Annotated in this window: 21 protein-coding genes; 8 read left to right on the forward strand and 13 right to left on the reverse strand. The window is 71.0% G+C overall.

What is annotated here, in order from left to right; genetic code table 11:
* Position 1: 1 nt before the first annotated feature.
* From ACIPN7_RS10745 to ACIPN7_RS10755, 3 genes are all read right to left on the reverse strand, one after another.
* The gene (locus ACIPN7_RS10745; RefSeq protein WP_400541037.1) at positions 2 to 1,072 is read right to left on the reverse strand and encodes an ABC transporter permease; all 1,071 of its coding nucleotides are present in this window, start codon (positions 1,070 to 1,072) and stop codon (positions 2 to 4) included.
* 2 nt (positions 1,073 to 1,074) lie between these two features.
* Entirely contained in the window at positions 1,075 to 2,736 is a 1,662-nt protein-coding gene (locus tag ACIPN7_RS10750; protein ID WP_400541040.1) for an ABC transporter substrate-binding protein, read from the reverse strand.
* Between the two features lie 181 nt (positions 2,737 to 2,917).
* The gene (locus tag ACIPN7_RS10755) at positions 2,918 to 3,259 is read right to left on the reverse strand and encodes a hypothetical protein (RefSeq protein WP_400541043.1); all 342 of its coding nucleotides are present in this window, start codon (positions 3,257 to 3,259) and stop codon (positions 2,918 to 2,920) included.
* A gap of 460 nt (positions 3,260 to 3,719) precedes the next feature.
* On the opposite strand from ACIPN7_RS10755, the gene ACIPN7_RS10760 reads away from it, so the two are divergent.
* A complete protein-coding gene (locus ACIPN7_RS10760) occupies positions 3,720 to 4,550 on the forward strand; it encodes a TIGR02452 family protein (protein ID WP_400541046.1) in 831 nt (276 codons plus the stop codon).
* Positions 4,551 to 4,601: 51 nt separating this feature from the next.
* Here ACIPN7_RS10760 and ACIPN7_RS10765 read toward each other — a convergent pair whose 3' ends face one another.
* Genes ACIPN7_RS10765 through ACIPN7_RS10775 form a run of 3 tightly spaced genes read right to left on the reverse strand, consistent with a single transcriptional unit; the run spans position 4,602 to position 6,664 of the window.
* Positions 4,602 to 4,973, reverse strand: a complete 372-nt coding sequence (locus tag ACIPN7_RS10765; protein ID WP_400541049.1) for a DUF2255 family protein — start codon at positions 4,971 to 4,973, stop codon at positions 4,602 to 4,604.
* Positions 4,974 to 5,022: 49 nt separating this feature from the next.
* A complete protein-coding gene (locus tag ACIPN7_RS10770; RefSeq protein ID WP_400541052.1) occupies positions 5,023 to 5,790 on the reverse strand; it encodes an SDR family NAD(P)-dependent oxidoreductase in 768 nt (255 codons plus the stop codon).
* Between the two features lie 28 nt (positions 5,791 to 5,818).
* Positions 5,819 to 6,664 carry an SDR family oxidoreductase gene (locus tag ACIPN7_RS10775; RefSeq protein WP_400541055.1) on the reverse strand — a complete coding sequence of 282 codons (846 nt, stop codon included), beginning with the start codon at positions 6,662 to 6,664 and terminating at the stop codon, positions 5,819 to 5,821.
* 100 nt (positions 6,665 to 6,764) lie between these two features.
* On the opposite strand from ACIPN7_RS10775, the gene ACIPN7_RS10780 reads away from it, so the two are divergent.
* Positions 6,765 to 7,667: a helix-turn-helix transcriptional regulator gene (locus ACIPN7_RS10780; RefSeq protein WP_400541058.1), complete on the forward strand. Its 903-nt coding sequence runs from the start codon at positions 6,765 to 6,767 to the stop codon at positions 7,665 to 7,667.
* 88 nt (positions 7,668 to 7,755) lie between these two features.
* Here ACIPN7_RS10780 and ACIPN7_RS10785 read toward each other — a convergent pair whose 3' ends face one another.
* Positions 7,756 to 8,967, reverse strand: a complete 1,212-nt coding sequence (locus ACIPN7_RS10785; RefSeq protein WP_400541061.1) for a histidine phosphatase family protein — start codon at positions 8,965 to 8,967, stop codon at positions 7,756 to 7,758.
* Positions 8,968 to 9,120: 153 nt separating this feature from the next.
* On the opposite strand from ACIPN7_RS10785, the gene ACIPN7_RS10790 reads away from it, so the two are divergent.
* Together ACIPN7_RS10790 and ACIPN7_RS10795 are read left to right on the forward strand one after the other, a co-directional pair.
* A complete protein-coding gene (locus tag ACIPN7_RS10790) occupies positions 9,121 to 10,218 on the forward strand; it encodes a hypothetical protein (protein WP_400541064.1) in 1,098 nt (365 codons plus the stop codon).
* Between the two features lie 83 nt (positions 10,219 to 10,301).
* Positions 10,302 to 10,751 carry an SRPBCC domain-containing protein gene (locus ACIPN7_RS10795; RefSeq protein ID WP_400541067.1) on the forward strand — a complete coding sequence of 150 codons (450 nt, stop codon included), beginning with the start codon at positions 10,302 to 10,304 and terminating at the stop codon, positions 10,749 to 10,751.
* A 7-nt stretch (positions 10,752 to 10,758) separates the two neighbouring features.
* On the opposite strand, the gene ACIPN7_RS10800 is transcribed toward ACIPN7_RS10795, so the two are convergent.
* The 5 genes from ACIPN7_RS10800 to ACIPN7_RS10820 are packed head-to-tail and all read right to left on the reverse strand — an operon-like array spanning position 10,759 to position 15,252.
* Positions 10,759 to 11,826 carry a protein kinase family protein gene (locus ACIPN7_RS10800; RefSeq protein WP_400541070.1) on the reverse strand — a complete coding sequence of 356 codons (1,068 nt, stop codon included), beginning with the start codon at positions 11,824 to 11,826 and terminating at the stop codon, positions 10,759 to 10,761.
* Positions 11,816 to 12,310 carry an SRPBCC family protein gene (locus tag ACIPN7_RS10805; protein WP_400541073.1) on the reverse strand — a complete coding sequence of 165 codons (495 nt, stop codon included), beginning with the start codon at positions 12,308 to 12,310 and terminating at the stop codon, positions 11,816 to 11,818. Before ACIPN7_RS10805 ends, ACIPN7_RS10800 begins: the two co-directional genes overlap by 11 nt.
* Entirely contained in the window at positions 12,307 to 12,684 is a 378-nt protein-coding gene (locus tag ACIPN7_RS10810) for an ArsR/SmtB family transcription factor (protein ID WP_400541076.1), read from the reverse strand. Before ACIPN7_RS10810 ends, ACIPN7_RS10805 begins: the two co-directional genes overlap by 4 nt.
* A 15-nt stretch (positions 12,685 to 12,699) precedes the next feature.
* Positions 12,700 to 14,226, reverse strand: a complete 1,527-nt coding sequence (locus ACIPN7_RS10815) for a glycoside hydrolase family 32 protein (protein WP_400541079.1) — start codon at positions 14,224 to 14,226, stop codon at positions 12,700 to 12,702.
* Positions 14,227 to 14,271: 45 nt separating this feature from the next.
* Positions 14,272 to 15,252 (reverse strand): LacI family DNA-binding transcriptional regulator, encoded by a 981-nt coding sequence (locus ACIPN7_RS10820; protein WP_400541082.1) that lies wholly within the window; start codon positions 15,250 to 15,252, stop codon positions 14,272 to 14,274.
* Between the two features lie 212 nt (positions 15,253 to 15,464).
* Here ACIPN7_RS10820 and ACIPN7_RS10825 point away from each other — a divergent pair, with 212 nt between their 5' ends.
* The 3 genes from ACIPN7_RS10825 to ACIPN7_RS10835 are packed head-to-tail and all read left to right on the forward strand — an operon-like array spanning position 15,465 to position 18,669.
* Positions 15,465 to 16,850 (forward strand): ABC transporter substrate-binding protein, encoded by a 1,386-nt coding sequence (locus ACIPN7_RS10825; RefSeq protein ID WP_400541085.1) that lies wholly within the window; start codon positions 15,465 to 15,467, stop codon positions 16,848 to 16,850.
* Complete coding sequence (locus tag ACIPN7_RS10830) at positions 16,847 to 17,803, forward strand: carbohydrate ABC transporter permease (protein ID WP_400541088.1); 957 nt, start codon at positions 16,847 to 16,849, stop codon at positions 17,801 to 17,803. Before ACIPN7_RS10825 ends, ACIPN7_RS10830 begins: the two co-directional genes overlap by 4 nt.
* Complete coding sequence (locus ACIPN7_RS10835; RefSeq protein WP_400541091.1) at positions 17,800 to 18,669, forward strand: carbohydrate ABC transporter permease; 870 nt, start codon at positions 17,800 to 17,802, stop codon at positions 18,667 to 18,669. The genes ACIPN7_RS10830 and ACIPN7_RS10835 overlap by 4 nt, the downstream gene beginning before the upstream one ends.
* A gap of 43 nt (positions 18,670 to 18,712) precedes the next feature.
* Here ACIPN7_RS10835 and ACIPN7_RS10840 read toward each other — a convergent pair whose 3' ends face one another.
* Positions 18,713 to 19,768 (reverse strand): LacI family DNA-binding transcriptional regulator, encoded by a 1,056-nt coding sequence (locus ACIPN7_RS10840; protein WP_400541094.1) that lies wholly within the window; start codon positions 19,766 to 19,768, stop codon positions 18,713 to 18,715.
* 154 nt (positions 19,769 to 19,922) lie between these two features.
* Here ACIPN7_RS10840 and ACIPN7_RS10845 point away from each other — a divergent pair, with 154 nt between their 5' ends.
* Positions 19,923 to 22,847, forward strand: a complete 2,925-nt coding sequence (locus ACIPN7_RS10845; protein WP_400541097.1) for a CBM35 domain-containing protein — start codon at positions 19,923 to 19,925, stop codon at positions 22,845 to 22,847.
* Positions 22,848 to 22,852: the final 5 nt, after the last annotated feature.

A 22,852-nucleotide genomic window follows, 5' to 3' on the forward strand; every position in this document is an offset into this window, starting at 1 on the left:
CTCACCCCTGTTCCCGGATGCGCGGGTCGAGCACCACGTACAGGGAGTCGGCCAGGAGGTTGGCGAGCAGGGTCGCGAGCGTCACGATCAGGAAGACCCCCTGCATCATCGGGTAGTCACGCTTGTTGAGGGACTCGAACAGCAGGTAGCCGATGCCGGGGTAGCTGAACACGGTCTCGGTCAGCAGGGCGCCGCCGATCACGCCGCCGAGCGCCATGGCGAACCCGGTGAAACTGGGCAGCATCGCGTTGCGCGCGGCATAGCGCAGGATGACGCGGCCGCGGGAGAGGCCCTTGGCCTGGGCGAGCAGCACGTAGTCCTCCCGGACGGTCGTGACCGTCATGTTCCGCATGCCCAGCAGCCAGCCGCCGAACGCGGAGAACACGATGGTCGCGGCGGGCAGCGCCCCGTAGTGCATGACCGAGGCGAGGAACGGCAGGTTGAACCCCTCGGCGAGGTTGGCGTCGTAGCCACCCGACAGGGGGAACCAGCCGAGCACGAAACCGAAGATCCACAGGGCCAGGAGCGCGACCCAGAAGTACGGCACGGACGACAGGAACGCCGTCAGCGGCGTGAGGATCGAGTCGAGCCGGCTGCCGGCCTTCCACCCGGCGATCACGCCGAGGCCCGTGCCGAGCACGAAGGCGAGCACGGTGGTGGTGCCGACCAGCAGCAGCGTCCAGGGCAGCGCCTCCAGCACGAGCTCGCTGACGGGCACGGGGAAGTTGACGACGGAGACACCCAGGTCGAACCGCGCGAGCTGGCCCAGGTACCCGAGGAACTGCTCGCCGAGGTTCTGGTCGGGGTCGCCGAAGATCGCTCGGATGCTCTCCAGGGTCTCCGGCGGCACCTGCTGCCCGCTGACCCGCTGCAGCTCCTCCACGATCGCGGAGGACGGGTCCCCCGGCATCAGGCGCGGCAGCAGGAAGTTGAGCACGATCGCGGCGGCGGCCGCCGCGACGTAGAACCCCAGCCGGCGCAGCAGGAACCCCCAGCGGCGCACCGCCCGCACGGCCGCGGGCGGGCCGCCCGGCGCCGGGCGAACCGGCGCGGGCGCCTCCGTCGTCGTCATGGTCAGCCCTCCGCCGGCTCGAGGCCGAGCAGCGTGAGGATGAGGTCCGGCCCCATCCCCACGAACGGGATGTGGTCGAAGTTGTCCGGCGTGGGCCAGCCCGACCAGCGGGTCGCGTTGATCTCGACGAAGTAGAAGTTGTCGTACAGCGGGCTGAACGGCACCTCGTCCACGACGAGCTCCTGCATCCGCAGGCCCAGCTCCTTGAGCTCGGCCTCGTCGTCGGTGCTCTCCATCGCCGCGATGATCTCGTCGGCCTCGGGGTTGGAGAACCGGCCCTGGTTGAGCGTCGCCTTCTCCCCCACCGGCACCACGAAGTCGCCGTCCAGGAAGCCGTAGACGCCGTAGATGCCGGCCCCGCCCGTGGACGCCGCGGTGATGTCGAAGTCGCCCAGGTTCATCGCGTCGTAGTAGCCGGCGGTGGGCTGCCCGGCAGGCTTGACCTCTATGCCGAGCGTGTCGCGCCAGCCGTTGATGAGGATGTCGGCGTAGCTGCCCCAGGCCCAGTCGTTGTTGAACAGGATGGTGGGCTGGTAGCTCTCGCCGTCCTTGACGAGGGCGCCGTCCTTCACGGTCCAGCCGCCGTCGGCCAGCTCGGCCTGGGCGGCCTCGGCGTCGACGGGCCACGGCTCGGCGAGCTCCGGGTTGATCCAGTCCGCGTAGACCGTGGCGTTGAGCCCGGTGGGGCCTGCCTCGGTGCCGGGACGCTGGAGCGTGGTGGTGATGGCGGTGCGGTCCATGGTCATGGCCAGCGCACGGCGCACGTGGACGTCGTCGAACGGGGGCCGGCCGGCGTTGAACATCGCCGACATCGCGCCGCCGTTCGGGTAGAGCTGGTAGAGGTTGTGCTCCGGGTCCTTGGCCGTGTACTCCTGCTCGCCGTTGGCCCAGGAGCCCTGCGCGATGTCGATGTCCCCGCGCAGCAGCTGCGCCTTGGCGGCGTCCGCGCTGGTGGGGATGATCTTGTAGGTCGACATGGGCAGCTCGCCGCCCCAGTAGTCGTCCCGCGCGGTGAGCGTGACCTGCTGCGGCTTGAACTCGGCGAGCGTGAACGGCCCGGTGCCGACGGGCTCCGGGTTGGTCCAGGTGTTGAGGTCCTGGTCGCGCCAGATGTGCTCCGGCACCATCGGCAGCAGGATGTTGGCGAACTGCTTGACCGTGGCGAACGACGGCTCCGCGAACGAGACCGTGAACGTCAGGTCGTCCACCTTCTCGGCCCGCTCGTAGGTGACGCCCGCGATCGAGAACTCGGGCTGCTCGATCGGCAGGTTCAGCGAGAACACGGCGTCGTCCGCCGTGAAGGGCTCGCCGTCCGAGAACGTGACGCCGTCGCGCAGGTGCACCGTGAGGGTGGTGCCGGCGTCGTCGAACTCCCAGCTCTCCGCGAGCCACGGCTCGACCACGGCGCCGTTGCTGTAGTCGACGCGCATGAGCGGCTCGTAGACCAGCTCCATGTTGGGCGCCTTGTCGACGGCGGGCCCTACCACGTTGTAGTTGTGGACGAACGTGGTGCCGCCGTCCGCCTTGCCGTAGATCATCGTGTCGTCGCGCCCGCCCGCGGTCCCGTCGCCGGACGACGAGCCGCCCGCACAGGCCGAGGTGAGCAGGACGAGTGAGACGACCAGCGCTGAAACGCGCCGCCCGAACGATCGTGCGTGTCCCATGCCAGATCCCTTCCGCTTCGTCGAGGTGGATCACCGCGCATACGCTGCGCGTGCTCTGCTCATACGTATGAGCAGCGACTCGCGACAGTGCGGAGGGGTGCTCTTACGTATGAGCGAGGACATTAGGGGCGAGGCGGGCGGGGTGTCAACACCTGGGGCGGGACGTTTTTGGGCGAGACGTTCAGGGGAGCCGGCGGGCCTCGGGCGGCATCTCGTCGTCGATCGCCGCCTGCACGAACTGCACCAGGGAGTGCTCCGGACCGATCGTGAACCGCTTGGAGACCTTGAAGACGGGGTACGAGCCGTGCTGGGCGCTCTGGACCAGCGCGGTGCTCTGGTCGGTGTCATAGGACCAGTGCGCGCCAGTGCGATGGCGCACGATCACCTCGCCCACGTAGGCGCCCATGCCGAGGCTGAAACTCTTGTCGAGGTCGGCGGGGGACGCCGACTCCAGCAGGGTGCCGATCAGAACTTCGAGTGCCGTGATCGACTCGACCGTGTAGTCGAAAGAGGTCGGAGGCACGGGAGCTCAGGACGAACTCCTCCGCGAGCTGGCGCATGAGCTCCGCCGTCTCCGCATCGCTGGGCGGGCGGACGCCGTCCGCTTCCTTGGGCTTCCTGTGCCACCACGCCATGCGGTCATCATGTCAGGGTGGTCGTTCGGTGCGATTTCCGACGGAAAGCACAACGGTCCGGCGGTGGAGCGTCAGCGGAACGGGGCGCCATGACGGCGCCGACGGCGGCGGCCGGCAAGGTGCGCTTCTACCCGGTCATTGGGCCCGGAATCAGCGTGATTTCGGGCCCAATGACTGGGTAGAAGCGCACCTCCTCGTCTCGCGGGACCAGGTGGGGCCACGTCACCAACGCCATGGCAGGCGGAGCGTTCTTCATTCTCGACGTGACCGAGAAACCCACACCGCTGCCCAGCACCTCGCAGACACGTTGATTGACCGGCCGCGTTTCCCGCGACCAGTATTGCGGCCGTGACCTCGTCGAACAGGAGCCGGGACCGGTTTCGCGCCCTCGCGGCCGAGACCATGGACGCCGTCCGCGCCGGAAGCTACAGCGCACACGGGCGGCGCGTCGACATCGCCGACCAGGTCGCCGCCGCCGTCGCCGGGACGCGCCTGATCCTCCCCGGCACACAGCTGCCCGAGGGTGCCGCCTGGTCCGGCCCCGCCACGGTCGAGGTGCGCGACGAGTCGAGCCTGGCGGCGGCGCGGCGCCTCGGCCCGGGCACCGCCTGCCTGGTCTTCGCCTCGGCCCGCAACCCGGGCGGCGGGTTCCTCAACGGCGCCCAGGCCCAGGAGGAGGCGATCGCGCGCAGCTCGGCGCTGTACGCGTCCCAGACCGCCGCGCCCGAGTTCTACGAGCACCACCGCCGCGAGACGTCCCTGCTCTACAGCGACCGGGTCATCCTCTCCCCCGACGTCCCGGTCATCCGGGACGACGGCGGCACGTTGCTCGCCGAACCGTACCCGGTCACGTTCCTGACGGCTGCGGCGCCGAACCTGTCCGCGATCGAGCGCAACCAGCCCGCCGCGGTGGGCGAGGTCGGGGCCACGCTCGCCCGCCGGGCCGCGCGGGTGCTCGACGTGGCCGCCGCCCACGGCAGCCGCCGGATCGTCCTCGGCGCCTGGGGCTGCGGAGTGTTCGGCAACGACCCCGCCGACGTCGCTTCTGCCTTCGCTGAAGCCCTGGCCGAACGGCCGAGGTTCGAGCACGTCGCCTTCGCGATCCTCGACGCGCGGCCCGGGCAACCAGTGCTCGGGGCCTTCGAGAAGCGGCTGCGCACGACGCTGACCGGCGCCTGACGCGGAAGGTCAGTCGATCCAGGCTTGGTCGTGTTGCACTCGGTGCGTTTCTCAGCGCGGCCAGATGCGAACGGATGCGGCCTTGGGGCCGGCACCCTGCATGATCGGGACGGCGGAGCTTCCGGGGTACTTCGCCTCGTAGGCGGCATCGATCGCGGCCTCGTCGTCGGTGCCGGCGGCATCGAAGGTCACCTCGATGTCGGCACCTGCGACCCGGACCTTTCCGGCCTTCTGAGTAACAGCGGCCTGGTACCAGCGCGAGCCCTGACCGTTGGCGGCTCGGACGTACACCTTGCCGTCGACGACAAGCGCCCATGTCTGGGTGAGGGTGCCGTAGGTGGTGCCGTCCTCACGGAACGGGGCGAGATACAGGTCGGTGTTCGCGGCGATCACCGCGAGCTGGTCTGTCGTCCATTCGGACATGATGGTTCTCCTTCAGGTGTGTGGAACGGCGTGATCCGGGCTCGATGACTCAGGCCTGGTCGGTGGGCATGACCCACAGCTCGGCGATGGACGCGTGCCGCGGGCGGGTGACCATGTAGGCGATGCCGTCGGCGATGTCCTGAGGAACGAGCGTCTCGGTGTTCTCGAAGAAGGCGTCGATGTCGTCGCGCATGGCCCCGCTGTTGTGGGAGCCGAGCTCGGTAGCGACGCCGCCGGGCTCCAGGACGCCGACCCGGAGGTGCTTCTTGGTGACCTCCTGGCGCAGGGACTGGGTGAAGCCGTTCACGCCGAACTTGGTGAGGTTGTACACGCCGTAGTTCGCCCAGGCCACACGGCCGGCGATCGAGCTGATGTTGACGACGTCGGCGACCTGGCGAGGGTCGTTCTCGGCGGCCTTCAGGAGGTGCGGTAGTGCCGCGTTGGTCATGTACAGCAGGCCTTGCACGTTGACCGCGAGCATGCGCTCCCACTCTTCGACGTCGGCGCCGACCACCGGGCCGAGGAGCATGAGCCCTGCGTTGTTGACGAGCACGTCCAGGCGGCCGAGCCGATCGATCACTGTCTGGACTGCCGCTTCGGCCTGGGCGCGGTCGGTGATGTCGGCCTCGACGGCCAGGGCGGCACCGCCCGCTGCCTGGATCTGCGCGGCGAGGGTGTTGAGCCGGCCGGCCCGCCGGGCGACGAGCGCGACGGACGCGCCCTCCGCGGCCAGACGGCGGGCGGTTGCCTCGCCGATGCCACTGCTGGCGCCGGTCACGATGGCGACCGTGCCGGCGAGAGGGGATGTCGATGTCATGAGGATGGCTTCCTGTCGGGGTTCTGTGTCAGACGTCGTAGGAGAGCGACGCGGACAGCTCTCGGTTCGCGTCGAGCTGCCCCTGGATGGTGGCGAGGTTCTGCTCGACCCCGGCGGTCGCGTCGGCGCCGGCCACGAAGCGCAGCGGCAGGTGCCCCGAGGCGGAGAGGGCGACCAGGGCCTGAGCCAGCTTCTTCGGATCGCCGCCCTGTTCCCCGTTCATGCTCTTCCAGGCCGCGATGGTCTGCGTGGTGCGCTCGGCGTAGTCCTCGATGTCCAGCTCGGGCCAGATGGTCGAGGCCCCTTCGACGAGCAGCTCGGTGCGGAAGAAGCCAGGCTCCACGGCCATCGTCGAGATGCCGAACGGTTCGAGGTCGAACCGCAGGGACTCCATCCAGCCTTCGAGCGCGAACTTGGAGGCGGCGTAGGCGGCGCAGAACTCCTGGCCGATGAGCCCGGCCGACGACGTGACCGTGATGACCTGGCCCGACCGCTGTGCGCGCATGACCGGGAGGATCGCGCGAGTGACGTTCAGCGGCCCGAAGAAGTTGGTCTCCATCTGCGCGCGGAACTGCGCGGGGCTGATGTTCTCGAAGTAGCCGGCGTAGAAGTTGCCCGCATTGTTGACGAGAACGTCGATGCGACCGAAACGGTCGACGGCCGCCCGGGCGGCGTCCGCCGCGGCGTCGGGATCGGTGATGTCGAGGGAGAGGGCGAGCAGGTTCTCGTGCTCGCCGATCGAGGCCCGCACCCGGTCCGCGTTGCGGCCGGTTGCGACGACCGAGTGGCCGGCGGCAAGAGCGGTGCGCGCGATGTCGACGCCCATGCCTCGGCCCGCGCCGGTGATGAACCAGACCTTCGTGTTGGTGTTCATGTCTTCAGGAAAGGCTGCCGCGGGCGTCGCAGGGAGACCCGCTTCATAGGGTTAATGCCAGTGACCCCCTACAACGGGGCCGCTGACGTATTTTCGAAGCATGGACACCCGGAACGACATCCGTGAGTTCCTGACCACCAGACGTGCCAGGCTCACCCCCGAACAGATAGGCCTGCCCGACTTCGGTGGTCGGCGGCGCGTTCCTGGGCTGCGCCGCGAAGAGGTAGCTCTGGTCGCAGGGATGAGCGTGGAGTATTACGTGCGCCTGGAGCGAGGGAACGCCACCGGCGTCTCCGAGGCCGTGCTCGAAGGCATCAGTCGCGCCCTGCGGCTCGACGACGCCGAGCGCTCCCACCTGTACGACCTCGTGCGCGCCGCCAACGAAGGCACTCGCCCGCAGCAACGTCGCGCACGCTCCAGAGCGCAACGGGTCCGGCCGGGTGTGCGACAGCTGCTCGACGCGATGGACAACGTCCCCGCGTTCGTGCAGAACGGGCGGCTCGACATCGTCGCCGTCAACAGGCTCGGACAGGCCGTGTTCTCGGAGATGTACGTCCAGCCGCAACGCCCCGCGAACTTCGGCCGATTCGTGTTCCTCGACCCCCGCGCCCAGGGCTTCTACCGCGACTGGGACAACGCGGCGCACCAGACCGTCGCGATCCTGCGCACAGAGGCCGGCCGCGCTCCGCACGACCGCGACCTGAGCGACCTGGTCGGCGAGCTCTCCACCCGCAGCGACTCCTTCCGCACCCTGTGGGCGTCCCACGACGTGCGCGAGCACCGCACCGGTGTCAAGGCGATCACCCACCCGGTCGTCGGCGACCTGGACCTGGACTTCGAGGTCATGGATCTCTCCTCCGACCGCGGCATCCAGCTGATCGCCTACTCTGCTGCGCCCGGCTCGGCCTCGCACGATGCACTCAGGCTCCTCAGCAGCTGGACGGCGACGACCAGCTCGGTCGACGAACACCGCGCCGACCAAGACACCGTGGGACACGGCTGAACCACCGCGATGCCCGTGCCCGCCGATCGCACCGTGGCGACTGGCGCCAGGACACACCCGAACACAGGCCTACTTACCGAGCGCACGTTTATTTGGCTGCCCACCACACCTGGTTCTCGTGGACTCGCATGGTGATCACGCCAAGGTCATGACCCGTCACCGATCGCGCGCTCAGTACGGCAAGAGCCGCGGGATCGACCTCGTTCCAGGTCTCCGGGATGTCAACGAGCTCGGGCCGTGCGTGCGGCAGGGCGCGAGCCACTGAGACCGCCTCGGCAAGAGGATGCGGCTTCTCCATGGTCATCGTGCCAAGGAGGCCTACCAAATCGATCGCCCTGGCGACCAGGCGCGCGACAGTATCGCCGCCGGCGTCCTGCAGGGACCATTCATGGACCACCGGCCGGCGGCTCTCGCGCGTCGCCAGGCCCTCGTGCAGAGCTTCGACAGTCGCCGCCACGTCCGGATACCGCGGCCACGGAATGAACTCCTCCCAAGCCCCGAAGACCTCGCCCTCGACCGGGACCAAGGCCGCGTACTGCCCGTCTCGTGTTGAGCGCACCATCGCGACGAGCCGGGCGTCGTCGCCGTGCCAGGGTGTGGTCCGGAGGTGCAGTATGGAGTGGCTGAACACCGGGAACAGCGCGCCGACGAGCGGGTCATTGCGCAGGCGGTCCACCAGTGGGACCGCCCACTGCTCATCACGACGGGCGCCGGCACCGAGCCTGTCCCAGAGATGCTCATGCCACGTCTCGGCCGACGCACCTCGCGACGGCCTCAGGAGCGTCGTTCTCTCCACGGTGAGCACGTCCGGCATCGCCAGGGTTCGCCACCGCTCCAGGTCCGGTTCGGTCCCGGTGAGCTCGGCGGCCAGCAGTGTCCACGCCGTCCCGTGACCGATCAGGACGACATCGCGCCCAGGATGCTCCTTGACGATCTGGCGCACCGCGTCGACCACCCGCGAGCGCGTCCGGCTGATCGGCTCCCAACCCGGACGCACCTCGGTGTGCGGGGTCGCGAACGCCTCGCGAACGACGTCCGCGAAGTCCGGCACCCATCCCGTGCCCGAGCGGTCGTGCTCCCGCAGGTCCTTCACCACCGGAACGTCCCGCCCGGTCAACAGAAACGCCGTGCGTGCTGCCTTCGGCTCGGGCGAGGTGAACCAGACGGCGTCGTCCGGCCACGGCGCCCGCGCCGCAAGGTCTGCCACGAGGTGCTCGTGCTCCGGGTCCAGGACCCACGTCGACGCCGGGATCGTCGGGTCAAGGATCGGGCACCCGTGCCGCACCAGGTAGAGAACCACCGCGCAAGGCTATGCCGGTCGGTGCCCGCCGAAGCCCGCTGACCGATCAGGCGCAATCGATACAGACGGGTCATCCTGTTCGGGTGACTCCGATGCGCCGGCCTTCGAGGATGCTGGTTCCGGGACCAGCGGCGACGAGGCAGGAGAACCGACATGAGTGAGTCGACACCGATCAGCCGCATCTTCCGCCGCCCAGGCGCCACCACGGAGTCACGTGAGTCGTCGGCGCTCCTCGCCGGCGCGGTGGCCTTCGTGCTGGGGGTGATCGTCGGGCTGTTCGTGTTCCAGGGTCGCGATGTGCCGATCTCCGGCCGCGGCTCGATCGGCGACTTCGCCGCCCTCGGCGGGGCGCTCGTCGCGATCGCGGCGGTCCTGTTCGGTTGTGTCTCGCGGCGCAGCCAGGTCCGGCGGGACGCTGCCGACAAACGGGAGCGACCACGGCTGCGCTGGTTCGACATCGCAGCCCTGGCGCTGGCGCACGCCGTCATCGCGCTGCTGGGGTGGATCGGGCTCGCGTCGATCGTGAGCAGGAGCTTCGTCGGAGCGACCGCTTATCCGACGTCGGCCGCGGTGCTCGCCGGCGTGGCTCTGGCCGTGACCACCTACCTGACGTTCCTGTCGGCCGTGAATCTCACCCCGATGACGCTCTCGCTCGTCCTTGCGGTGTTCCTCACCGTCGGAGCCTTCGCCAGCATGCTCAGCGCGACCGACCCGTTCTGGTGGAAGGAGAACCTCAGCGCGCTCGGGATGACCGACGACATCTCCGCCATGGCGTTCAACCTGACCCTGATCGTCGCCGGCGTCATGGTCACGACCATCGCCCACTACGCGACCGCGTACCTCCCGCACTCGACTCCCGCGGAGGCGCGGGGCCGCAGCCGGGTCCGGATCGCGCTCATCCTCATCGGCATACTCCTGGCGTGCGTGGGGATCTTCCCCGTCGACGACTTCCTGGTCGCCCACAACACGTCCGCCACCGGGATGGTCGTCGTCTACGTCACGCTGGTCGTGACCCTCCGCCGGCTGCTCCCGTCGATGCCCCGGGTGTTCGTCCTGCTCGGCTACACCTACGTCGGCGTGATCGTGGTCCTGGCGATCTTCTTCATCACCGGGTACTACAACCTCACGGCCGTCGAGCTGGTCGCGGCCATCCTCATCTTCAGCTGGATCATCGTGTTCCTGCGCAACACCGGGGCGGTCGAGCAGCCCCGGGATGAATCGATGCGGCAACAGCGAGCGCTCAACAACTGACGGCGCGCGCCGATTCCCGGGCACGATAGGGATGCCGGCCGACACGCTACGGTCAGATCCGAGAACCATCACGGAGGACAGCGATGAGCATCGAGACCCCGCGCCACACCGCCACGGCGACCACCCACATCGCCGAACCGCCCGAGCGGGTCTGGGCCGAGCTGACCCACCCCGGCGCCCGGTGGATGCTGGGCGCGAACATCGAGACGGACTACCAGCCGGGCAGCCCGATCACGTTCGAGGGCCACTTCTTCGGCCGCGTCTTCGCCGACAAGGGCACCGTCATCGCCGTCGACCGCCCGCGCCTGCTGCACTTCACGCACTTCGCACCGCTCAGCGGGCTCGCGGACGTCCCCGAGAACTACCACGAGATCCGGATCGAGCTCACGCCCGACGACGGCGGAACGCGCGTCACCGTGACCCACGGGAACATCGACTCCGCGCAGCACGCGACCGCCTCCGCGGGGCACTGGAAGGACGCGCTCGCCACGCTGGCCCACCGCGACGACGGGTCGGGCCCGACCCACTGGTGAGGCCGGCCTACCCCTGCTGCCCGGTCCGGCGGACCGCCTCCAGCGGGTACGGCGTCTCCCGGCTCTCCCGCTGGAACGCACGGTAGAAGTCCCCCACCACCGCGGCGACTGGCGCGTGCCGGAGCATCGCCGCCGCGAGCGCCGCCGGAACTCCCTCGGGCGGCACGCCCTCGGCGCACGCGCGGACGAACGCCCTGCGCTCCTCCGGCCCGAACCCGTACAGCGCGACGGCCAGCCAGTTCACGAGGTGCGTGGCGGCGTAGTACCGGTCGTAGTCCTGGTGGTCGTCGAAGAAGGCGGACTCGTCCGGGGTGAGCTCGAAGCGGGAGGAGATCGCGAGGCCGTAGTCGGCGAAGTAGAGCCGCCTGCCGTCGGTCAGGATGTTCTGGAAGTGCGTGTCGAAGTGCAGCATCCCGCGGGCGTTCATGAACGAGATGCCGGCCCGCAGCTCGTCGCCCACCAGGGCGCAGGCCCGCTCGGCCGCTTCGTCCCCGGCCTTGACCTGGACGTCCAGCCAGTCGTGCAGGTTCTGCGGGATGTACTCCAGGAACAGCACGAGGCTTGCCGAGGACTGCCGCACCGCCTCGATCCGGTGGCGGATCTCGGGCCCGCCGCCCCAGTAGGCGACGGCGTGCTCGACGTCGGCCAGCTCCTCGGGGAGCGGGTGACCGGCGTCCGGCAGCTCCCGCCAGTGGTACATCAGGGGGAACCCCTCGAAGTCCCCGGCGAGCACCCAGTCCGTCGTCATGATCTGCGCGGCCAGCTCCCGCCAGGCGCCGAACCCCGGGCCGCCGATGGTGCCGACGCCGTAGTGGCAGAAGACCGGCAGCCCGAAGAGGTTCGCCGTCGAGCCGACGTTCTCCGGACGTCGTTCGAGGTCGGTGAGCCGCACCTGCTTGACGAAGACCAGCGTCCCTTCGACGTCCAGCAGCACCGTCGTGCCGCCGATGCCGGAACCGATCGGCGTGCCGGCGTCCACGAGCTCCTGGAGCCTGCGGTCGCTGCACAGCGACAACGCCGTGGACACGGCCCCGTGGGCGGCCAGCCGGGCAGCACGGGTCGGCTCAGGACTCACCCAGCGCCCCGTATCCCGTGCTCATGGGCATGTAGTCGGTGTCGAAGCCGGCGAGCGTCGGCGGCTCGCCGCCCTCGACCGCGGCGACGAGGCGGTCCAGGTACCACTCCCAGCCGGGCCCGGTCTCCGGCAGCGTCTTCGGGTCGAGCTCCTTCTGCCGCAGGGTCAGCGTGGTGCCGCCGTCCACCGCGGCGAGCTCCGCACTGAGCCGCCAGTTCCCGAACTCGTCCTCGGCGCTCACCGCCAGCAGCCGCGGCGGCTCGCACGCGTCGACCCGGAACTCCGCCGGCGTCCCCGGCTCGGCCTCCGCGTTCATGGTCACCAGCACCCGGCCCGACGACGGGTCGCCGGTCCAGGTGCCGAACCACCGGGCCAGGCGTTCCGACTCGGTGACGCTCGCCCACACGTCGTCGATCGGGACGCCGAACCGGCGCACCAGCACCAGGGTCCGGCCGTCGTCCTCCAGGGTTCCGGTCAGGTTCATGCGCTCTGCTCCCTCGCGTTCGCGGTAGTGCCTGAGGCGGACGTCCCCCGACGGCGGTCCCGGGCGGCCCGGCGCACCTCGGTGTCCAGCGCGTCGAGGTGCACCGCGGTGACCCGCGCCCGGCGCGGGGTGAGCGCCGCCAGCAGCTCGCTCACCTGCGCCAACGGGCCGGGATCGAGCACGTAGCGCCGCTCGCGACCCTCGTCGGTCCCCTGCACCAGCCTCGCCTCGCTCAGCACCCGCAGGTGCTTGCTGATCGCCGGGCGCGACACCGCGTGCTCCGCCGCGAGGTCCACCACGCGCGCCGGGCCGTCCGCGAGCCGCAGCAGCAGCTCGCGCCGGATCGGATCAGCGATGGCCCCGAAGACGTCCATACGGCAAATGGTAACCTATCGGTTACCAATTTCAGCGCCGACGTCGGACACCCGCACGTCGACGACGGCGTCCCCACCCTCGGCGAACACCTCGACGCCGACCGCGCCCGGCTCCGGGAAGACCAGCTCGCTGACCGCGACCTCGCCGTCGTTCACCAGGACCTCCACACTCATGGAATCGGTGAGGACGTCGAGCGTGATCGCGCCGTCGACCAGCCGCACCGGCACCCGGCGTGGCGTCGCGAAGCCGTCGTGCGCGACGAGGCCCGACGCCGAACGGTCGAGCACGAGGTCGCCCGTCATCCGGTCGTAGCCGATGCTCGTGCCGCACGCCTCGCCCACCAGCACGCGCACGCCCGCGAACGATGCCGACCCCGGCACGATCCGGGCCCGCACCCGCTGCTGGAGGCCGGCGCCCCGGCCGACGACGACGGTCGCCGCCTGGGACCGCGAGCCCTCGGGCCCCGGACCGTCCGGTCCCGAGCCGCCCGGTCGCAGCCCCTCGACGGACACCACCTCACGCTCGGCCCGGCCGATCTCCGGCGAGAACCGGCTCACCAGCCGCGGGACACGGTCGACGTCGCGGAGCGCAAGGTCGCGCGGCGCCGACATGATGCCCTGCCAGGGTGAGGTCGGCGCCCGGAACGCCTGGCCCATCCACCCGATCAGCACCCGGCGGTCCAGCCCGTTGAACGACGCCGCCGCGTAGAGATCCGCGCCGTGGTCGACCCGGCCGGGGGGCACACCGGCGTCCTCGACAAAGCTCTCGCCGTCGAAGTCGCCGACCACGTAGTGCTGCCCCGGACCGCCGGTGCTGAGCACGAGCACCCACCGCACGGCGCCGCCGGATCCGCCGGATCCGCCGGCGTCAGCTTCCACCTTCAGCGGGAACAGGTCCGGGCACTCCCACATCTCCGGCAACCTCGCGTCGGCGAAGGTGCTCGTGGTGCGCCACCGCAGCAGGTCGTCCGAGACGTTCACGACCAGCCGCGAGGCGTCGGCGTCCACCGCGACCATCACCCAGTGCCCGCTCTCGGGCGGGCCGAACCAGAAGGCCTTGGGGTCGCGGTAGTCGGTGCGGCCCCGGTCGTGCACCGGGTTGCCCGCGTACTTCTCCCAGGTGCACCCGCCGTCGGCGGAGAAGGCCACCGACTGCGCCTGGTTGCCGTCGTGCACCGGGTGGTCGCGGTAGGCGCTGGTGTAGATCGCGACGAGCGGCGCGGCCTCCGCTGTACCGAGCCCCGCAGCACCCAGCCCCGAGGTGTTCGCCGCGTCGACCACGGCGGAGCCCGAGAAGATCATCTCGTGCTCGGTCGCGGGGATGGCCACCGGATGCTCGGTCCAGGTCAGCAGGTCCGACGACGTCGCGTGCCCCCAGGCGATGTCGCCCCACTCCGGGCCGCCCGGGTTGTGCTGGAAGAACAGGTGATAGGTCCCGTCGTGGAAGAGCAGGCCGTTGGGGTCGTTCATCCAGTTCCGGGCCGGCGAGAAGTGCAGGCGCGGACGGTAGGGCTCGGTGACGACGGGTTCGCTCGTGGGCATGGACGCTGAGGCTAATCAGCGTCCATACGGGCCGTCAATAGGTATTTATCGGGGGCTCGCGGTCGACTCCCGGATCACCAGCGGGCAGTCGACCATCTCCGCGTGCGGCGTCCCGGCGGGATCCTTCATGAGCAGCTCGGCCGCGCGCAGGCCCATCTCGCGGTGCGGCAGGCGCACCGTCGTCAGGGCCGGGTGGATCGCGTCGGCCAGCGCCTCCTGGTCGTCATAGCCGACGATGCTCACGTCGTGCGGCACACGCAGGCCGCGCTCGTGCAGCGCGAGCAGGGCGCCGAGGGCCATCTGGTCGTTGCCGCAGATCAGGGCGGTCGGCCGGCCGGCGTCGAACAGTTCGTCGGCGATCCGGTAGCCCGACCGGGAGCCGTAGTCGCCGTGCCGGCGCACCACGCGGGCCGGGTCGACGGAGGCCGCGCGCAGGGCGTCGTCCAGCCCCGCCGCACGCTCGCCGGTGGCGAAGTCGTGCGCGGGGCCGCCCAGGAACGCGATGTCCCGGTGCCCCAGGTCGAGCAGGTGGGCCGCAGCCCGCCGTCCGCCCTCGCGGTCGTCCGGCAGCACGGTCCCCTCCCCCGTGCCGCCCGACTCCGGCCAGCACCCGACGAACAGCTCCCGCGTCTCGCCCAGCGCGCGGTTCACGGTCACCGGGCCGGTGCCCGCAGAGGCGTGCACGATGCCGGTCACCCCGCGGTCCAGCAGGTCGGCCACGGCCTCGTCGCCGTCCTGCCCCTCCACGTCGATCACCATGCAGACGTGCCCGGCGGCCCGCGCCGCACTCTGCATCCCGGCGAGCAGCGCACCCGCGAACGGGTGGGACGCGACGCCGTAGGAGACCACGCCGAGCGTCGTCGACCGGTTCAGCCGGAGCTCCTGCGCGCGCCGGTTCAGGCGGTAGCCGAGCGACCGGGCCGCCTCCAGGATGCGTTCGCGCGTCTCGGCGGCCACCGGGATGTCGCGGCGGTCGTTCAGCACGAACGAGACGGTCGACTGCGAGACGCCCGCGTGGCGGGCCACGTCGTTCATCGTCGGCCGGCCGGTCCTCGCCGGCCCGCCGGCAGCCCCGGCCCCGCCCGCCCTCGGCCCTGCCCCTGCCACTTCTGTCATCGGTACCTCCCGCGTGCAGACTACCGCCGCGCGATTCGGTCAATACCTATTGACGACGCCGCGAGGCCTCTGCTTCACTCATCGCCCAATAGGAATTGACCACCTCAGAGAGGAGGGGACGGATGCCATTGCCGCCACTGTCCCGTCGGTCGCTGCTGCGGGCCGGGGGTGTCGGACTCGCGCTCGCCGCGACGACAGCCCTGGCCTCGTGCGCACCGCCGTCGGACCCGAAAGCCCTGAAGATCGCGTTCTTCGGGGACCAGAGCGGGGCGGACGAGCTGCGCGCCCGGCTCGAGGAGCCGGTCCGCGCGCTCGACCCGACCATCCGGCTGGAGATCAACGCGACGCCGGGCACCGACTGGAACGAGTTCTTCGCCAAGCTGCTCACGCAGATCGCCGCGGGCAGCCGCCCCGACATCGTGAGCGTCGCCACCGAGGGCGTGCAGCTCATGGCGGGGCGCGGCCTGGCCGCGCCGCTGGACGACCTCGTCGTGCGCGACCTGGACGAGCTGCGGGACTACTTCGACGACGTCTCCCCCGCGCTGGTCGAGGCGATGATGTACGACGGCAGCCTGTTCCTGCTGCCGCTCGACTACAACGCCGGGAACATGTACTACAGCCCGCTCCTGTTCGAGCAGGCGGGCCTGGATCTGCCCGACCCGCACTGGACCGTCGACGACTTCTACGACGCCGGCCGGGCCCTGGCCCGCATCCCCGACATCAACGCGTACGACTGGGTCGTGCGGCTGTGGGGCAGCTGGACCTCGTTCCTCTACGCGAACGACGGCAACCTGCTGGCCGAGGGCCGCGCGCCGGGCGGCGAGTGGCTGTGGGACGCCGCGTACGCGGGCAACCCCGCGGCCGCGGGCCGCGGCGGCGGCTGGGCCTGGGGCGACCCCGTGGCCAACTCCCCCGCCGCGGTCGAGGCCCTGGAGCTCATGATCGAGCTGCGCAAGGAGGGCATCGCGCCCTCGCCCGACGTCGGCGGCGGCCAGACCTCGCAGGCCCTGTTCGCCGCGGGCCGGGTCGGGATGAGCGTGGGCGGCGGCTTCTGGGCGGGCGGCCTGCACAACGCGGGCATGGCTCCCGGCTCGTTCGACGTCCAGTACTTCCCGCGCTGGAAGTCCCAGCGGCACCTGTTCGGCACGGCCGGCTACGCGATCCTGGAGACGTCCGACAAGAAGGACCTGGCCTGGGAGGTGGTCAAGCGGCTGACCTTCCCGGACGCGTTCGACGTGCTCTTCCCGGGCAACGTGACCACGCCCGCGCGGCAGTCCCTGTCCACGGCGAAGCGGTACGAGAGCACCGGCCCCGAGCACTGGGACGTCTTCAGCAGCACGCTGACCGAGTTCCCGGAGACGGCGCCGATCCCCGCCCCGATCTACTTCAACGCCCTGTCCACCGCGCTCAACCAGCGCACCACCGAGGCCATCGCCACGGGTGACGCCCGGACGGCCCTCGACGGGCTCCAGATCGACCTCGAGACGGCAGCAGGAGCGGTCGGATGAGCGCCCCCGCGACCGCCCGGCGTCCCGCACCCGCCCGGCCCTCCGACGTCGTCCGGCGCACGCCCGCCGCACGCCGCAGCCGCCGGGCCGAGGCCGCGTTCGGCTTCGGCATGATCGGCCTGGCCGGGGCGGCGATCCTGCTGTTCACGATCGGGCCGATCCTGGCCTCGTTCGGTCTGTCGTTCTTCGCCTGGGACGTCATCACGCCGCCGCGGTTCGTGGGCCTGGACAACTACGCCGCGATCGGCAGCGACCAGCGCGTGGTGCACTCGTTCGGCGTCACGCTGGTCCTGGCCTTCTCGATCGTGGTGCTCCAGGTCGCGATCGGACTGTTCCTGGCCCTGCTCGTGGACCAGCGCCGCCGGGCCTCGACCAAGGCCGTGTTCCGCACCGTGTTCTACCTGCCGCTGCTGGCGTCGACGGCCGCCGTGTCGATCTTCATGACGTACATGTTCAACGAGCGGTTCGGCGTCGTGAACTACTACCTGCGCCTGCTCGGCGGCAGCGGCGTGCCGTGGCTGACCAGCGACGCCGGCGCGGTGGTGACGATCGTCTTCGTCGCGGTCTGGCAGTCGGTCGGCTTCACGTTCGTGCTGTTCGTGGCCGCCCTGGCCGGGCTGCCCCGCGACGTGATGGAGGCCGCCGAGATCGACGGCGCCGGGCCGGTGCGCTCGCTCCTGCGGATCAAGCTGCCGCTGATCAGCCCCACGGTCTTCTTCGCCTGCGTGATCGGCCTGATCAATGCGATGCAGCTGTTCGACCAGGCCTTCATCATGACCAAGGGCGGGCCGGGCACGGCCACCACGACCATCACGATGGTCATCTACCAGACGGCGTTCCAGAACCTGCAGTTCGGGTACGGGTCGGCCATCTCCATGGTGCTCTTCGCGGCGCTCATCGCGCTCACCGGACTGCAGTTCACTCTCTCCCGGAGGCTGGTGTTCTACTCGTGACCGCTCCCTCGTTCTCCCCGTCGCCCCTGTTCTCCCGGTCGTCCCTCACCCGCCGGATCGGCCGGGGCGTGGGCCTCGCCGTCCTCGTCCTCGCCGCGATGGTCGCCTTCGGGCCGCTGCTCTGGACGCTGACGACGTCGCTGCGCGAGCCCGCCGAGTCCTTCACCAACCCGCCCGTCTGGCTCCCCCTGGAACCCGACTTCTCCAACTACGCCACGGTGTTCTCGCAGGTCTCGCTGGGGCGGTTCTTCCTGAACAGCGTGATCGTCACCGGCCTCATCGTCGGGGCGCAGATCATCACCTGCACCCTGAGCGGCTACGCGTTCGCCATGGTGCGCTTCCCGGGGCGCGGCGCGATCTTCGCGCTGTTCCTGGCCACCATGATGGTGCCGGTCCAGACGACGATCATCCCGGTGTTCGTGCTGATCAGCCGCATGGGGCTGTCCGACAGCCTGGCCTCGCTGATCCTCCCGGCCATCGGCAGCGCGTTCGGCACGTTCCTGATGCGGCAGTACTTCCTGCAGATGCCCGTCGAGCTCGGCGAGGCGGCCCGGGTGGACGGCGCGTCCCGGTTCCAGGTGTTCCGCCTGATCTACGCGCCGATGGCGACGCCGGCCATGGCCACGCTCGCGATCCTCGCGTTCACCGGGTTCTGGGCGGAGTTCTACCGGCCGCTGATCTTCCTGCAGTCGCAGGAGAACTTCACGCTGCCGCTCGGGCTCGTCACCCTCCAGGGCACCTTCGGCACGGGCAGCATCTCGGTGGTGCTCGCGGGCGTGATCCTGTCCATGATCCCGAGCGTGATCCTCTTCGTCGTGGCCCAGCGCCGGTTCGTCGAGGGCATCACCGCGGGATCGTTCCGCTGACCGGCCGGGCCTCCCCGCGGGACTACGTCGGACGACGGCGCCGTCACCCGCGGGGCGGCCCGACCGAACCGCGCTCGACCAGGTGGACGTCGAGCGAGACGGGCTCGCGGGGGCTCTTCGCGCGGCCGGTCCCGGGCTCGGTCGCCGCGGGCCCGGTCTCCGCCGGCTCGATCTCCTCGAGGATGATGCGCGACGCCTCGGCGACCTTGGCCGCCATGTCCTGCGCGACCGTGGTCAGGCCCGGGGTCGTGTACCGGGCGAAGTCGAGGTCGTCGAACCCGATGACCGACACGTCGCCGGGCACCGACCCGCCCGCCTCGACGATGCCTGCCATGATCCCGACCGCCAGATGGTCGGCCGTGGCGAACACCGCCGTCACCCCGGGGTGGTCGCGGCGCAGGCGCAGGCCGAGGCGCCGCCCGTCCTCGAACGAGGTGAGCACCTCCACGGCCTCGACGTGCCGCGGGTCGAGCCCCGCCGCCAGGCAGGCCTCGCGGAAGCCCGCCCACCGCTGGCCGACCACGCCGAGGCCCCGGTAGGGCGGCCCGGCGAACAGCACGTGCCGGTGCCCGGCGTCGGCCAGGCGCGCGCCGGCGAGGCGGCCGCCCGCGTGGTCGTCGCTGCGTACGCCGATGGTGCGCGGGTTCGCGGAGTAGCTGTCGATGGCGACGAGCGGCACGGCGTCGACCCGCAGCCGGTCGATCTGCTCGTCCGTGAACTCGACCAGCACCACGCCGTCGAGCGACCAGCCGCGCACGGTCTGCGCGACCTGGTCCTCGTGCTCGATGCCGCGCAGCAGCACGTGGTAGCCGCGGTGGCGCAGGTGGGTCTCCATGCCGCCCACGACGGCGACGGTGTGCGGGCTGACCAGCAGGCTGTTGTTCTCCCCCACCGGGACGAGCGCCGCCACGATGTGCGAGCTGTTCGCCGCGAGGCTGCGGGCCGGGATGTTGGGCACGTAGCCGAGCCGGGCGGCGATGCCGAGGACCCGCTCGATCGTGGCGGGCGAGACGCGGGCGCGCTTGCCGTTCATGACGTTCGAGACGGTCATGACGCTGACGCCGGCCTCGTCCGCGATGTCGCTCAGTCGCGTGGTCACGCGCACCTCCCCCGTCGGCTTCCGGCTCCAGCCGCATCCTAGGTCGCTCTTGACCGGACGGTCGGCGTGCCCGTACGGTCTCAGCGAAGTTTACCGCTAAACCTCTGGCTGGTAGACCTCACTGCTGATGCGCATCCCGGTCGAAGGAGATCTCATGCCGCGCAGAACTGACACCCGCACTCTTCCCGCCTGGCGCAGACGCCTGGCCCTGCTGGCGGCCCTCGCGGTCGCCGGCTCCGCCCTCGTGACCGCGAGCGCGGCCCCGGCGGGCGCCGCGACCACCCGCTACCAGGCCGAGCAGGCCGCCCTGACCGGCGGGGCGGTCGTCGCCACCGAGCACGCCGGGTACACCGGCGCCGGCTTCGTGGGCGGCTACACCGACGGCAACAAGGGCGCCGCGACCACCACGTTCGCCGTGCCGGTGGCGGCGTCGGGCCCGCACACGCTGGCCCTGCGCTACGCCAACGGCACGGGTTCGGCCAAGTCCCTCACGCTCCTGGTGGACGGCGCCGCCCAGCAGATCACGCTCCCGGCGACGGCGGGCTGGACCACCTGGGCCACGCAGGACACCGTCGTCACGCTGAGCGCGGGCAGCCACTCGGTCGCCTACCGGTTCGGCTCCGCCGACTCCGGCAACGTGAACCTCGACGCCCTCGACGTCAGCGACTCGGGCGGCTCCACCGGCGCCGACTACGGCCCCGGGCCGACGTTCGAGGCGGAGTCCGCCACCCTGGCGGGCGGCGCCGTGACCGCCACGGACCACACCGGGTACTCCGGCAGCGGGTTCGTGGGCGGATTCACGGACGGCAACGCCGGCTCGGCGTCGGTCACGTTCAAGGTGCAGGCCGCCGCGGCGGGCGCCAAGGACCTGACGGTCCGCTACGCGAACGGCACCGGCTCGGCCCGAACGCTGTCGCTGTACGACGGCGGCACCCGGCTGACGCAGCTCTCCCTGCCCGCGACCGCGAGCTGGGACACCTGGGGCACCGTGACGCACACCGCGACGCTGACCGCTGGCAACCACGACCTGCGGCTGGCCTACGCCTCGGGCGACAACGGCAACGCGAACATCGACAAGCTCGACGTGGCCGCGAACGTGCCGCCGCAGCCCGCCGGGCCGGGCGAGGCCGAGACCGCGTACCGCTCCGGGAATGCCGCCGTGGCATCCGCCACCGGCGGCTTCACGGGCGCCGGGTACGTCGGCGGCTTCACGACGGCGGGCGCGCGCGTGCTGCGCACGGTCCAGGCCGGCTCCGCGGGCACCGCGACGGCGACGATCCGGTTCGCCACGCCCGCGGGTGCGCGGACGCTCGACCTGCTGGTCAACGGCCGGGTCACGGGCCAGATGAGCTTCGCCGCGGGCAGCGGGTGGCGCACCGTCACGGCGAGCGTGCCGGTCCGGGCCGGCGTGAACACGGTGGGTCTCCGGGCCGCGAACGGCGGGGCCGACGTGCTGCTCGACAGCCTCGTGGTCTCCGGCGAGACCGACCTGGCCGCACGCGGTGCGTCGACGTCGTACAAGCAGTACGAGGCCGAGGCGGGGACGACCACCGGCACCAAGCTGTCGCCGTCACGCACCTACGGCACGGTGCAGGCTGAGTCGAGCGGCCGCAGCGCCGTCCGGCTGGACGCCGTCGGCGAGAAGGTGGACGTGGCCCTCACCGCCCCGGCGAGCGGGCTGGTGCTGCGCTACTCGATCCCCGACAACGCGGCGGGTACCGGCCAGACGTCGCCCCTGGCGGTCTACGCGAACGGGACCAAGCTGAAGGACGTGACGCTGACGTCGGCGCACGCCTGGCAGTACGGCGAGTACCCGTTCCACAACGACCCGGCGCTCGGCGGCGCCCACCGGTTCTACGACGAGCTGCGGTTCGAGATCCCCGAGCAGCCGGCGGGCACAGTGCTGACGCTGCAGAAGGACTCGGGCGCCGTGGCGCACCTCGACATCGACCTGGTCGAGGCCGAGCGGGTCGCGGCCGCGCTGGCGGCGCCCGCGGGCGCCGTGTCGATCACGGCGCACGGCGCGACGTCGGGCGGCGGTGACGACACCGCGGCCATCACGGCGGCCGTCGCCGCGGCGAAGGCCGCGGGCGTGCCGGTCTGGATCCCGGCCGGCACCTTCCACGTCAACGACGCGATCCGGGTCTCTGGCGTGTCCGTGCTCGGCGCCGGCCCGTGGCACTCGGTGATCGTGGGCACGGGCCGGGCGGGCGGCTTCTTCGCGACCGGCGGCGGCGTGACCATCGCCGACGTCGCCATCTTCGGCTCGGCCACCGTGCGCGAGGACGCCGAGGGACAGGCCGCCGTCGAGGGCGACTTCACGAGCGAGTCCCTGCTGCAGAACATCTGGGTGCAGCACACCAAGGTGGGGCTGTGGGTGCGGCCGGGCTCCCGGGACCTGCTCGCGATCGGGCTGCGGGTGCGCGACACGTACGCCGACGGCGTGAACCTGCGCTCGGGCGTGACGAACGCGCAGGTGACCCAGTCGACCTTCCGCAACACGGGCGACGACTCGCTGGCGATGTGGTCGGACGGCGCGGCCGTGAGCGGCAGCGTCTTCTCGTTCAACACCGTCCAGGCGCCGGCCCTGGCCAACGGCCTGGCCGTCTACGGCGGCGGGGGCGGCAACCGGGTCGAGGACAACCTCGTGGCCGACACCGTCAACGCGGCCGCGGGCATCGCGGTCAGCACCCGGTTCGGCGTGCCGTTCACGGGCACCACCACGGTGGCGCGCAACACGCTGACCCGCACCGGCAGCCGCGAGCCCAACTGGCCGGCCGAGCTCGGCGCGCTGTGGGTCTACGCCGACGTGCACGCCATCGACGCGCCGATCGTGATCCGCGACATGACCATCCAGGACAGCACGTACGCGGGCGTGCTGATGTCGTGGCAGAAGTCGATCCAGCAGGTCAGCCTCGACCGGGTCAGCATCACCGGCTCGGGCACCTACGGCATCGAGCTGCACGCCGCGGGCAGCGCCACGTTCGCGAACACGACCGTGTCCGGCTCCGGGACGGCGGGGCTGCTCAACGACATGGGGTTCGTGCTCAACCGGCTCGGGGGCAACTCCGGGTTCTGACCCCG

Source organism: Promicromonospora sp. NPDC090134 (assembly GCF_044746965.1).
Lineage (GTDB): Bacteria > Actinomycetota > Actinomycetes > Actinomycetales > Cellulomonadaceae > Promicromonospora.

What these genes read in the sequence shown, in the direction of transcription:
- ACIPN7_RS10745 (WP_400541037.1), bottom strand. Translation starts at nt 1,072, where the DNA reads ATGACGACGACGGAGGCGCCCGCGCCGGTTCGCCCGGCGCCGGGCGGC.
- ACIPN7_RS10750 (WP_400541040.1), bottom strand. Translation starts at nt 2,736, where the DNA reads ATGGGACACGCACGATCGTTCGGGCGGCGCGTTTCAGCGCTGGTCGTC.
- ACIPN7_RS10765 (WP_400541049.1), bottom strand. Translation starts at nt 4,973, where the DNA reads ATGTCCGAATGGACGACAGACCAGCTCGCGGTGATCGCCGCGAACACC.
- ACIPN7_RS10770 (WP_400541052.1), bottom strand. Translation starts at nt 5,790, where the DNA reads ATGACATCGACATCCCCTCTCGCCGGCACGGTCGCCATCGTGACCGGC.
- ACIPN7_RS10775 (WP_400541055.1), bottom strand. Translation starts at nt 6,664, where the DNA reads ATGAACACCAACACGAAGGTCTGGTTCATCACCGGCGCGGGCCGAGGC.
- ACIPN7_RS10780 (WP_400541058.1), top strand. Translation starts at nt 6,765, where the DNA reads ATGGACACCCGGAACGACATCCGTGAGTTCCTGACCACCAGACGTGCC.
- ACIPN7_RS10790 (WP_400541064.1), top strand. Translation starts at nt 9,121, where the DNA reads ATGAGTGAGTCGACACCGATCAGCCGCATCTTCCGCCGCCCAGGCGCC.
- ACIPN7_RS10795 (WP_400541067.1), top strand. Translation starts at nt 10,302, where the DNA reads ATGAGCATCGAGACCCCGCGCCACACCGCCACGGCGACCACCCACATC.
- ACIPN7_RS10805 (WP_400541073.1), bottom strand. Translation starts at nt 12,310, where the DNA reads ATGAACCTGACCGGAACCCTGGAGGACGACGGCCGGACCCTGGTGCTG.
- ACIPN7_RS10810 (WP_400541076.1), bottom strand. Translation starts at nt 12,684, where the DNA reads ATGGACGTCTTCGGGGCCATCGCTGATCCGATCCGGCGCGAGCTGCTG.
- ACIPN7_RS10815 (WP_400541079.1), bottom strand. Translation starts at nt 14,226, where the DNA reads ATGCCCACGAGCGAACCCGTCGTCACCGAGCCCTACCGTCCGCGCCTG.
- ACIPN7_RS10825 (WP_400541085.1), top strand. Translation starts at nt 15,465, where the DNA reads ATGCCATTGCCGCCACTGTCCCGTCGGTCGCTGCTGCGGGCCGGGGGT.
- ACIPN7_RS10830 (WP_400541088.1), top strand. Translation starts at nt 16,847, where the DNA reads ATGAGCGCCCCCGCGACCGCCCGGCGTCCCGCACCCGCCCGGCCCTCC.
- ACIPN7_RS10845 (WP_400541097.1), top strand. Translation starts at nt 19,923, where the DNA reads ATGCCGCGCAGAACTGACACCCGCACTCTTCCCGCCTGGCGCAGACGC.